The 11,086-nt window shown below is 39.1% G+C and carries 10 protein-coding genes; 2 read left to right on the plus strand and 8 right to left on the minus strand.

Annotated features, from left to right (window positions below; genetic code table 11):
- Positions 1-22: 22 nt before the first annotated feature.
- From CYTFE_RS0122125 to aroB, 8 genes are all read right to left on the minus strand, one after another.
- Positions 23-340: an SUF system Fe-S cluster assembly protein gene (locus CYTFE_RS0122125; RefSeq protein ID WP_027473607.1), complete on the minus strand. Its 318-nt coding sequence runs from the start codon at positions 338-340 to the stop codon at positions 23-25.
- Between the two features lie 103 nt (positions 341-443).
- Complete coding sequence (locus CYTFE_RS0122130) at positions 444-866, minus strand: SufE family protein (protein WP_027473608.1); 423 nt, start codon at positions 864-866, stop codon at positions 444-446.
- Between the two features lie 61 nt (positions 867-927).
- Entirely contained in the window at positions 928-2,151 is a 1,224-nt protein-coding gene (locus CYTFE_RS0122135) for an aminotransferase class V-fold PLP-dependent enzyme (protein WP_304611193.1), read from the minus strand.
- A gap of 18 nt (positions 2,152-2,169) precedes the next feature.
- Positions 2,170-3,564, minus strand: coding sequence for a Fe-S cluster assembly protein SufD (sufD, locus tag CYTFE_RS0122140; RefSeq protein ID WP_052343368.1), 1,395 nt, complete (start codon positions 3,562-3,564; stop codon positions 2,170-2,172).
- Between the two features lie 213 nt (positions 3,565-3,777).
- Positions 3,778-4,530, minus strand: coding sequence for a Fe-S cluster assembly ATPase SufC (gene sufC, locus CYTFE_RS0122145; protein ID WP_027473611.1), 753 nt, complete (start codon positions 4,528-4,530; stop codon positions 3,778-3,780).
- Between the two features lie 114 nt (positions 4,531-4,644).
- Positions 4,645-6,093: a Fe-S cluster assembly protein SufB gene (gene sufB, locus CYTFE_RS0122150; protein WP_027473612.1), complete on the minus strand. Its 1,449-nt coding sequence runs from the start codon at positions 6,091-6,093 to the stop codon at positions 4,645-4,647.
- Positions 6,094-6,503: 410 nt separating this feature from the next.
- Entirely contained in the window at positions 6,504-7,733 is a 1,230-nt protein-coding gene (aroA, locus tag CYTFE_RS0122155; protein ID WP_027473613.1) for a 3-phosphoshikimate 1-carboxyvinyltransferase, read from the minus strand.
- Between the two features lie 169 nt (positions 7,734-7,902).
- Complete coding sequence (gene aroB / locus CYTFE_RS0122160; RefSeq protein ID WP_027473614.1) at positions 7,903-8,970, minus strand: 3-dehydroquinate synthase; 1,068 nt, start codon at positions 8,968-8,970, stop codon at positions 7,903-7,905.
- Between the two features lie 295 nt (positions 8,971-9,265).
- Here aroB and CYTFE_RS0122165 point away from each other — a divergent pair, with 295 nt between their 5' ends.
- On the plus strand, positions 9,266-9,721 hold the full coding sequence (locus CYTFE_RS0122165) for a hypothetical protein (protein WP_027473615.1): 456 nt from the start codon (positions 9,266-9,268) through the stop codon (positions 9,719-9,721).
- A 158-nt stretch (positions 9,722-9,879) separates the two neighbouring features.
- Complete coding sequence (gene dprA / locus CYTFE_RS0122170; RefSeq protein ID WP_027473616.1) at positions 9,880-10,986, plus strand: DNA-processing protein DprA; 1,107 nt, start codon at positions 9,880-9,882, stop codon at positions 10,984-10,986.
- Positions 10,987-11,086: the final 100 nt, after the last annotated feature.

An 11,086-nucleotide genomic window follows, 5' to 3' on the forward strand; every position in this document is an offset into this window, starting at 1 on the left:
CTATGATGTCAAAGAAAGGGCCTTATAGAAGGCCTAGTTCTAGTAGTGCTTCCTCAGAAAGCATATCTTTTGTCCAAGGTGGATCAAAGGTTAAGTTAACATCTACATGGCTAATGCCGTCAATATCACTCACCTTGTCAAATACTTCCTCAGGCATAGATTCTGCAACCGGGCAGTTAGGTGATGTTAGGGTCATCACTATGTTGGCTTTCCCTTCATCGTTAACATTTACCTCGTATATAAGTCCCAAATCGTATATGTTCACCGGTATTTCTGGATCAAATATGGTTTTTAAGGTGTTAACTATCTCTTCTTCTTTTGATAAAAATTCGTTGTTCATGAGTTTTAGTATCAGTTATCATGCCTTACCCAATGTTGTTTAACTTTATATGGATGGCTCAATAAGTATTTGTATTTTTAGAACAGCTTATTGTTGCGAATGTTTAGGCTTGTTGTGCTTTAAAAGCAATGGCAAACAGACGCATTTGTTTAATCATGGCTACTAAGCCATTGGATCGGGTAGGAGAAAGGTGTTCTTTTAATCCAATTTCGTCAATAAACGACAGGTCGCTATCAATGATGTCTTGTGGGCTTTGTCCGGATAAAGCTCTGATCATCAGGGCTACAATGCCTTTTACAATGATAGCATCGCTATCTCCCATATAATATACCTTACCATCTTCCATCCATGCATGCAACCAAACTTTTGATTGACATCCTTCTAGAATATTTTGTTCAACCCGGTATTGGTCATTATAGGGTTCCAAATCGTTACCCAGCTCAATCAAGTATGCGTATTTATCCATCCACTCTTCAAATGAGCTGAACTCTTCAACTATTTCGTCTTGTATTTCTTTAATTGTCATTTTTGTATGGTGTGTTATTTATTCACAAAAGTAAGATAGGCACAAAGATGGGAAAAATATATTATCCGAACATCTGGGCTACTTTTGTTATTCCGGCAACCAAACGGTCAATCTCTTCTTTAGTATTGTATACAGCTATGGATGCCCTGAGTGTTCCTGGAATACCAAAATAGTCGATGATAGGTTGTGTGCAATGGTGCCCTGTTCTAACCGCTAAACCCATCTTATCTAATAGGGTGCCCATGTCAAAGGGATGAATGTCGTTGACTAAAAATGAGATGACACTGGCTTTTTTGCTGGCAGTGCCAAAGATTCTCATCCCTGGTATTTGTAAGAATTGTTCTGTGGCATAGTTAAGCAGTTCGTCTTCGTATTCAGCAATGTTTTCAATGCCTAATTCAGAAACAAAATCAATAGCCTCTCCTAAGGCGATGGATCCGGCAATATTAGGAGTGCCTGCCTCAAATTTAAAGGGGAGCTCATTGTAAGTGGTTTGCTCGAATGATACATTCTTTATCATTTCGCCACCTCCTTGCCAAGGTTCCATTTCGTTCAGTAGTTTTTCTTTTCCATATAAAACACCGGTTCCGGTAGGCCCATATATCTTATGTCCTGAAAATACTAGAAAATCGGTATCCATTGTTTTGACATCTACCTTTAAATGCTGAACTGCTTGAGATGCATCCACCATCATCAATGAATTGTTGGCATGTGTTTTTTCTATGATTTCTTCAATGGGATTTACGGTTCCTAAGGTGTTGGAAACATAGGTAACTGCTACCAGTTTTGTTTTTGTTGAGAGCAGTTTCTCGAATTCGTCTAATAGAAGCTCTCCATGGGAGTTGATGGGTATCACTTTTAACAGCGCCTTTTTTCGCTTGCACACCATTTGCCAGGGAACAATATTTGAATGATGTTCCATGTGCGAGATGATGATTTCATCGCCTTCAGAAAGATAGGTGTCAGCAAATGAATTGGCCAATAGGTTAATAGCTCCTGTGGCTCCAGATGTAAAAATGACCTCGTGAGAATGCGCAGCATTAATAAATATTTGTACTTTATTACGCGCCTGTTCGTAGGCCATGGTTGCCTGATTGCTCAAGTAGTGTACTCCTCGGTGAATGTTACTGTTCATCGATTCGTACACTTCTTTTATTTTTCGTACAACTCTGTCCGGCTTATGGGTAGTAGCCGCATTGTCAAAATAGGCCAATGGTTTACCGTATACGGTACACTTTAATATGGGAAACTGTTCCCGTATTTGATGGATGTTTATTTTGCTCATGGAATAGATATCGTTTGTTTACATGCAAGTATACCCCGGAGCCTCTGATTGTCCGCATAGTACGCAAGAATTGCATTTGTCCAATTCACCGCGAAACACCTGTTCAACTAGTTCTTTTATTTTTTCACGAACAGCTTCTACTCTTATTTTTTCAACCGCTTCGTAAGCAAAGGCATACATCAATAGCATGCGGGCTTCATCTTGGCCAATTCCTCTTGAACGAAGATAGAACATAGCCTTATTGTCTAATTGACCAACGGTGGCACCATGCGAACATTTCACGTCGTCTGCATAAATTTCCAGCATAGGTTTGGTGTTCATTTTTGCGGTGTCGGAAAGCAGTAAATTGTCGTTGCGCTGAAAAGCGTTGGTCTTTTGTGCATCGGGACGTACCATTATCTTGCCTGCAAAAGCCCCTGTGGCAGAATCGTCCAGTACGCCCTTAAAGAGCTCTTCGCTATAACAGTTGGGCTGTGCATGATCAATGAATGAAAAGTTATCAACGTGTTGGTTTTTATCCGAAATGAATAAACCATATACGTACGCTTCACAATGTTCATCATCCATGTGTATGTGGATGTTGTTTCTGGTTATTCCGGTGTGCAGTGTGAGATGATGCGTAAGCACGCTGGAATGCGCTTTCTGCGATACAAATAGAGAGGATATATTGGTGCTTAGGTTGTGCTGGTTTTGTATGTTGTACATGTCAAATACCGCATTTTCAGCCACATATGCTTCTGTTACCCCTGAGAGTAAATATTTTTTGTCGGTAATAGTGTGCTCGCAAAGTAGAATCTTAGCTTGTGCATTTTCTTCAATGACGACCAGGTTACGAGGAAAGGCCATTAAATCTTCCTTGCCATCCATGATGTTTACAATCTGAATGGGTTGCTCAATAATAACTCCCTTGGGTATATAAATAAAAAAGCCGTCCTGTGCAAAAGCGGTATTTAAGGCAACCAGACTATCTTCTTCATTTTTTGCGTATTGGTTGTAATGGGTCTTAAAAAGTTCGGTATGTGATTTTGAACATTCTGCCAGACTACCGATAATAACACCTTGGGGAAGATGGGATGGGACTTGGTTTTTGCGATAATACCATCCGTTGATAAGGTAGATGGTAGTTGCCTCCAAATCATGTACGTTACAATTAAATACCTCAGATAAATCCTGATTAAATATGGCGTGTTCAAAATCGTAGCCATAATCCTCCTCAAATACAGGACGCATATTGGTATACTTGTAGTTTTCTACCCTTTTGTTGGGAATTCCCATCGCCTCAAATGATTGAATGGCTTTTTCTCTTTGCGAAGAGATGACGTCGGAAACCCATAAGTTAAGCTTGCCCTTTTGTTCTGCAAAAAGAGAAGTATATTTTTGTTCTATTTTTAAATCTGTGCTCACCATGCTCATTGTCAAATCTTTTTTGTGATGTTCAAGAAATAGATGGCTCCATTCGTAGACGACTGAGGCCTCTTTTCTTTTGTGTCTGGTCAACCATTGCAACCGGGCACTTATTGCTGACTGCTGAAGACAGATCTTTTTTTTTCTGTTAGACCTGCTTCGTGCTTAAAAAATCAATGAAGTGTATGGACTCTCCTTTTCGTGTTGTAGGACAGCTTTGTCTTAGTCTTCGAATTGTTTTTTTATCCAGTCGTATCCTTTCTTTTCCAGTTCGTGTGCCAGTTCTTTTCCAGCCGACATAACGATTCTCCCTTTGTACAACACATGCACGTAATCAGGTACAATATAATCTAAAAGTCGTTGGTAGTGGGTGATAATAATAGTGGAATTATCTTTGGATTTTAATTTATTAACGCCATTGGCTACGATACGTAAGGCGTCAATATCCAATCCAGAATCTGTTTCGTCGAGGATAGCTACTTTGGGTTGTAGCATAGCCATCTGAAAAATTTCGTTTTTCTTTTTCTCTCCTCCCGAGAATCCTTCGTTTACGGAACGGTTGGTGAGTTTAGAATCTATCTCAACGAGTTTCTTTTTTTCTCGCATGAGCTTTAAGAACTCACTGGCTGTGTATGGTTTCTGTTCATTGTACTTGCGGTGTTCATTGACTGCTGTACGCATGAAGTTTACCATGCTAACACCGGGTATTTCCACCGGATATTGAAAACTATAGAATAAACCTTCACGTGCCCGGTCTTCTGCTGGCATTTCTAAAAAATTCTTGCCATAGAAGTTGGCCGAACCTTCGGATACTTCATAAACATCGCTTCCAGCAAGTACGGATGATAAGGTACTTTTTCCGGATCCATTGGGCCCCATGATAGCATGAACCTCACCAGGTTTGATGGTGAGATTGATGCCTCTAAGTATTTCTTTGTCCTCTATTTTTGCGTGTAAATTTTTTATTTCTAGCATGCTGTTCTATTTAGTATCAAGATGCAAGTATCAAGATCTATTCTGATGATCTTGTTACTCCTGATTAGTTCTGTTATTTTTACTACCTTATTTCCTTTTGCTTACTCATTGGTATTAACCAACACTGCCTTCCAGACTTATCTGTAATAGCTTCTGTGCTTCTACGGCAAATTCCATGGGTAATTGATTGATCACCTCTTTTACATAGCCATTAACGATGAGGCCAACGGCATCTTCGGTTGATAGTCCACGGGTGTTGCAATAGAAAATTTGGTCTTCGCCAATTTTTGAAGTGGTAGCCTCGTGTTCTACTATTGCAGAATTATTATTTATTTCCAGATAAGGAAAGGTGTGTGCTCCACATTCATCTCCCATTAATAGGGAATCGCATTGGGAAAAGTTACGCGCATTCTCCGCTTTTTTATTGACCCTAACAAGTCCTCGATAACTGTTTTGGCTTTTGCCGGCAGAAACACCTTTTGATACAATGACACTGCGGGTGTTTTTTCCAATGTGAATCATCTTTGTACCTGTATCGGCCTGTTGGTAATTATTGGTAACCGCAACTGAGTAAAATTCTCCTACAGAATGATTGCCCATGAGTATGCAGCTTGGGTATTTCCAGGTAATGGCTGAGCCTGTTTCTACTTGCGTCCACATTACTTTCGAATAATCACCTTTGCACAGGGCTCTTTTGGTCACGAAATTATAAATACCTCCTTTGCCGTTCTTATCACCCGGATACCAGTTTTGTACGGTGGAGTATTTGACTTCTGCTCTGTCCATGGTCACTATCTCAACAATAGCCGCATGCAATTGGTTTTCGTCCCGTTGTGGCGCTGTACAGCCTTCTAGGTAGCTAACGTAACTGTCTTCCTCGGCCACAATCAATGTGCGCTCAAATTGACCTGTATTCATGGCGTTGATCCGAAAATAGGTCGACAATTCAATGGGGCATCTTACTCCTTTGGGAATAAAAACAAAGGATCCATCACTAAAAACGGCGTTGTTAAGAGCTCCAAAAAAGTTGTCGGTGTAGGGAACAACAGATCCCATATATTTTTTTACCAAGTCGGGATATTCTTGCACTGCTTCACTAAAACTACAGAAGATAATTCCCTTTTCAGCGAGGGTCTCCTTAAAGGTAGTTTTAACCGAAATACTATCCATTACAGCATCAACGGCTACTCCGGAAAGAATTTTCTGTTCTTCCAACGGAATCCCTAGTTTGTCGAATGTCGCTTTTAGTTCGGGATCAACATCGTCCAAACTATCTAATTGTGGCTTCTGTTTGGGAGCAGCATAATATATGATGTCCTGAAAGTCGATCGCAGGAATCTTTAGTTTTGCCCACTCTGGTTGTTCCATCGTTTTCCAGTATGCATAGGCTTTTAATCTGTACTCAAGCATCCACTCGGGTTCTTTCTTCTTGGCCGATATCAGGCGAACAACATCTTCGCTTAATCCTTTGGGAATAGTTTCTGTTTCAATATCGCTACTGAAACCGTATTTATATTCGTTACCGGTAACTTCTTCTAATATTTTATCTTGATCTTCTACCATAATCTCTCCTATAGTTGTACCCCCTTAACAAGTTGTAACAGTTAAGGTTCATTACTGATTAATAGAGTCCAATTAATTTTCCAATTATTTTAAGAATGTGCAAAATTAGCAAACTATTTAGATTAAATAAAATTAAGCTGTTCTAAATTACAGTCCGTTTAATTATCTTCACCCTCAATGTGATAAATTAAGTACTTAATATGCTTAATAAATAAGGGTGCGCAATTTTCACACATCGTAAGGCCTGAAATTGCATCAAATATGAGGTGAAGATTTGACTGGCGTATTACAATGTGTTTGTAGGTGGTATGTGAATAGTAAAAATAGGTAATTATACTTTAGGTCGTATATGATCAGGTGTTAATAGTTGGATATTTATATATTTTTAAGAAATAACCCCTGTGTGGGGGTTATTCTTTGGTAGAAAACTCAAAGCCGTATGCTTTAAGATGTTCCCAGTACTTGGGGTAGGATTTAGAAACCACAGCGGGATCTTCTATTTGTAAAGAACCAATGGATGAGGCTGCGGGAGCAAAAGCCATGGCCATACGATGGTCTTTATAGGTGGCTATGCAAGGTGTTTCTTCTTTGTCACAGGTTGTTCCATCCCATATCAAATTGTCTACCTGGTTGGAGGAGAGTATAAACCCCATCTTTTTAAGCTCTGTGATAAGGGCATTAATGCGATCTGTTTCTTTGATTTTGAGGGTTTGTAAACCGGTGAAATGAAAAGGGATTCCTAAACAACAACATGTTACAGCAAAGGTTTGTGCCAGATCGGGTTGTTCTATGAAGTTGTAATTGAAATTTTTGGCAGTGTTACCTGTATTTCTTAAAAGTAAACCTTTCTGAGAAAATTTGTGGCTTACTCCTAATTGATCAAAAAGCGTTGCTACTTTAGCGTCACCTTGTTCGCTGTAGCGCTTTACGCCCTGTAAGTTGAGCTCACACCCTTTGTTGAGAGCTGCTACTTCAAACCAGTATGATGCTGCACTCCAGTCCGCTTCTACGGTAAAGCTTGTGGATTGATAAACTCCTGAAGGTACGGATATTACATTTCCTTTCCATTGTGATTGTATACCATATGTTTCCATCATTTGTAAGGTCAGATGTATGTATGGTCGTGAAATGATATCTCCTGTTAAGGTCAATTGAAGGCCGTTTTTCATGGAGGGACCAATCATTAGCAAGGCAGATATGTACTGACTGCTTACATTACCAGGTAGCTCAAGAGCTCCTCCTTCCATGGCGCTGCCAAAAATTCGTAGCGGTGGATAGCCTTCTTTTTCGATGTATTCTATTTTTGCTCCGAGCTGATTTAATGCTTCTACTAAAATTTTAATGGGACGTTCTTTCATGCGCGCAGACCCGGTGATGGTCCATTGTCCCACTATCTTTGATAAAAAGGCAGTGAGAAAGCGCATTGTCGTGCCTGCTGCTCCTACATCAAAGGTGTTGCTGTTGGATTGTAAAGCCTTTAGCATGAGTTGTGTGTCGTCACTATCGGAGAGGTTTTTGATAGGCTGGGCACTGTAAGCTAGCGCATTTAGTATGAGTGCGCGATTACTGATGCTCTTGGATGTGGGTAGGGCAACTTTATATGGTTTTATATTGGTCGGTGCTGAAATAGTGTATTTCATCTGTTAATAATTTTATTTTCAATGGTCATATGGAACTTGTCAAAATTAATCATTCCCCTCTCCTGTGAGTGAAATAATTCTCATGGCCCGTCTTATGTGTCCTAAATAGTATTTTTTAGGGTGCAAGAACCCGGTATCATCGTGCTTGGTTAGACGTGTTAATATTGAATTATTGATTTAAATAAAATTCAAGAGCTTCAAAAATCTCCTCCTTAGTGCAGGTTTGGTTGATCTTTATTTGACCAATGTCTTCCAGCAGGGTGAAGTTAATTTTATTTTTCTCGTTTTTCTTGTCGTGGGTCATCAAATAGAACAATGATTCAAAGTCCTTTTGAGAGAATGTAAAATGACCATAAATGGCACTCAGAATTCGGTTTATTTCCTGAAGTTTAGACAAAGGAAAACCACAGTTTTTATGTCCGAGGTATAGTTCCACAATCATGCCATAGGCCACTGCAAAGCCATGTAAGATGGGCGTATTGTTTTGCATGGCAAAGCTTTCGAAAGCATGCCCAATGGTATGCCCGAAGTTCAATGATTTTCTTACGTTTTGTTCGGTAGGATCTGCTTTAACAAAGTGCTCTTTTATATGTATAGAGTTAATAACAAGCGGTTTTAGTGCATCTATGTTCGTGTTACGAATGTCAAATACCTTTAGTTGATTCCATGTGTCCTCTGAAAAGATAAGTGCATGTTTGATCATCTCGGCAAAGCCCGAAAATATATTTTGTTGATCCTGGGTTTTTATAAAGTCATTGCATACCAATACTGATACAGCATGTTTAAAAACGCCTATCTCATTTTTAAAACTGTGAAAATTGATGCCTGTTTTTCCTCCTACACTGGCATCGACCTGACTAAGTAGCGTGGTGGGTATGTTGATGAAATCAATTCCTCTTTTAAAGGTGGCTGCTGCAAAGCCACCTAAATCACATGGCATACCTCCAGCTAGGTTGATGAGGAGTGATTTTCTGTCGGCACCATTGGTGCTTAAAAAATGCCATACCTTAGCAATTGTTTCTATATTCTTGTGATGATCACCCTGCTCAATGATCATTATATTATTGGTATCAATTTCTGGTATTTCCTTAATTTTGGGATAGCAGTGTTGGTGCGATCCTGTATCCATTAAAAGGAAAACTTTGCCTCGGCTGTACTTATTTATTAGTTCAGAAAGATCTTTCTTTATGTCATCGGCTCCATACACCTTTGATTCGCTATCTTCAATTACTTGCATTAATTCTATATGTTTGCGTTGAATTTAAACTCGTCAAAAATAATTAAAAAAGGTTGCCTTGCTATAAAAAGTATATGAAAATGTGACAAATGTTTGGTTATGGGTGTGTGGGTCTGACTGTTGTAATATTAAATAGGTGGCTTTAAAAGGTGTGTAAATGGAAAGCTATTGTGGTAATATATTGGTAATGAGGTGTTAGTAGATGTGTACTGAAGGAGTCCTTTTGTTTAGTAAGATGTGGTGGTTTTGCGGTTTGGTCAATTTTATTTTAATTTACTGTAAAATATAGACAACTATGAATAATAAAAAGACGGCCAGCAATATTCAAATGATATTCACCTTTTTAGTGGTTTTACTGATCGCACTTTTTTTATGTTCGCTTACTGTTGAACTTTTGACGTATGCTTGGTTGCAATGGATAAGTGGTATTGTAATGATTGGTGCAATTGTGACTTTTATGAGTGGTGGGTATTTTTATTGTGAAATGAATACTTCTGGTGATGATGTGGAAGTGAAGTTTTATAATGTATTTCCTTTTGGTAGAGAATATAAAATGTTTCGGATACCTATTGCAGCATTGGTTAAGTATGAAATTAAAGGTAATAGGTTTTATCGGAGAAAACTTGTTCTATTTCAGACGTCTTCTGGTCAGTTAACCAGATATCCGCCTATTTTTATTGCTGCTTTTTCGAAGCAGGATATGCGGGATTTTAAATTGTATTATGATGCATTGAAGTCAAACTCCAAATAATAGTATTGTACTGTTTTTTTTGACCAAATGACATTATTTTTCCATTAGTTGGAAATGTGTTTAAAATGTAAAATGATTGTTGGTATTTGTTGGTTGTATTTATTAGGTTAAATAGAACTTTATTTTTATTTTTGCTGCGCTGAAAAAAAACCTTGGTTTTGGATAGTCTGTTAAAATATAAAATCGCCATTAGTCTGGTGAAAGGTTTAGGGCCACGGCTAATTAGGAATGTGATTGCCTATCTTGGAAGTATAGAAGCTGTTTTTACGGAGAAGGAGCGAGTGTTGGCTAAAATTCCTGGGGTAGGTGAAAAACAGGCTTCTGTTATTTCTAACTCTCATGTGATGGAGCGTGCAGAAGAGGAGATTGAGTTTGTTCTAAAAAATAATATCAGGACCCATTTTTTTTTGGACGATGGTTTTCCTGCCCGTTTGAATAATTGTGATGATGGGCCAGTGATGCTATATAGTAAAGGAAAGCATGCGTTAACAGGAAAGAGAATGTTGGCCGTAGTAGGTACTCGAAAGGTAACAGAGGATGGTAAACGTAATTGCCGGAATTTTATTTGTGAATTGTCTAAAAACAACCCATCTATTACTATCGTAAGTGGGTTGGCTTATGGGGTTGACATTTGTGCACATAGAGCAGCTTTAGAGTTTGGTTTGCCTACTATTGCTGTTTTGGCCCACGGTTTAGATCGCATTTATCCTAAAATGCATACGCCGGAGACAGAGGAGTTGATGACAGATGGTGCTTTATTGACTGAATATAGAAGTGGAACGGTACCGGATAAACCGAATTTTGTAAAGCGAAACCGTATTGTGGCAGGTTTAACTGATGCTACATTGGTGGTAGAGTCAGCCATTAAAGGTGGGGCATTGATTACCGCTTACCTGGCGCAATCGTATAACAGGGATGTGTTGGCCCTACCCGGTAGGGTGGATGATGAGTTCAGTAAGGGGTGTAACAAGTTAATCAAGTCACAAGTGGCTGCGATGGTGGAGAATGCGGAGGATTTGCTTTATGCCTTGAATTGGGAACCGGAGAATGGGTACAAGGCTGCGGAGCAACTGTCGCTGTTCGAGGAACCAACGGGGGAGGCGGGGCTGATTTATAAGTTGATTAAAAGGGAAAAAGAGGTCTCTGTTAATTTTTTAAGTGTTTCGTCTGGAATACCAGTGTCTCGAGTATCTTCACTGCTGCTAAAACTCGAGTTTGATGGACTATTAAAATCTTTACCTGGAAACCGATATAGGTGCTTATAGTCAGTAGAACTTATTTGTGGATAATTCTAAACTAGTGAGAGGGCTGCAAATAGTCCTGACTCAGATAGTTGCCAGTGAGTGCTTTAATAAATCGACATAA

It is taken from the genome of Saccharicrinis fermentans DSM 9555 = JCM 21142 (assembly GCF_000517085.1).
Lineage (GTDB): Bacteria > Bacteroidota > Bacteroidia > Bacteroidales > Marinilabiliaceae > Saccharicrinis > Saccharicrinis fermentans.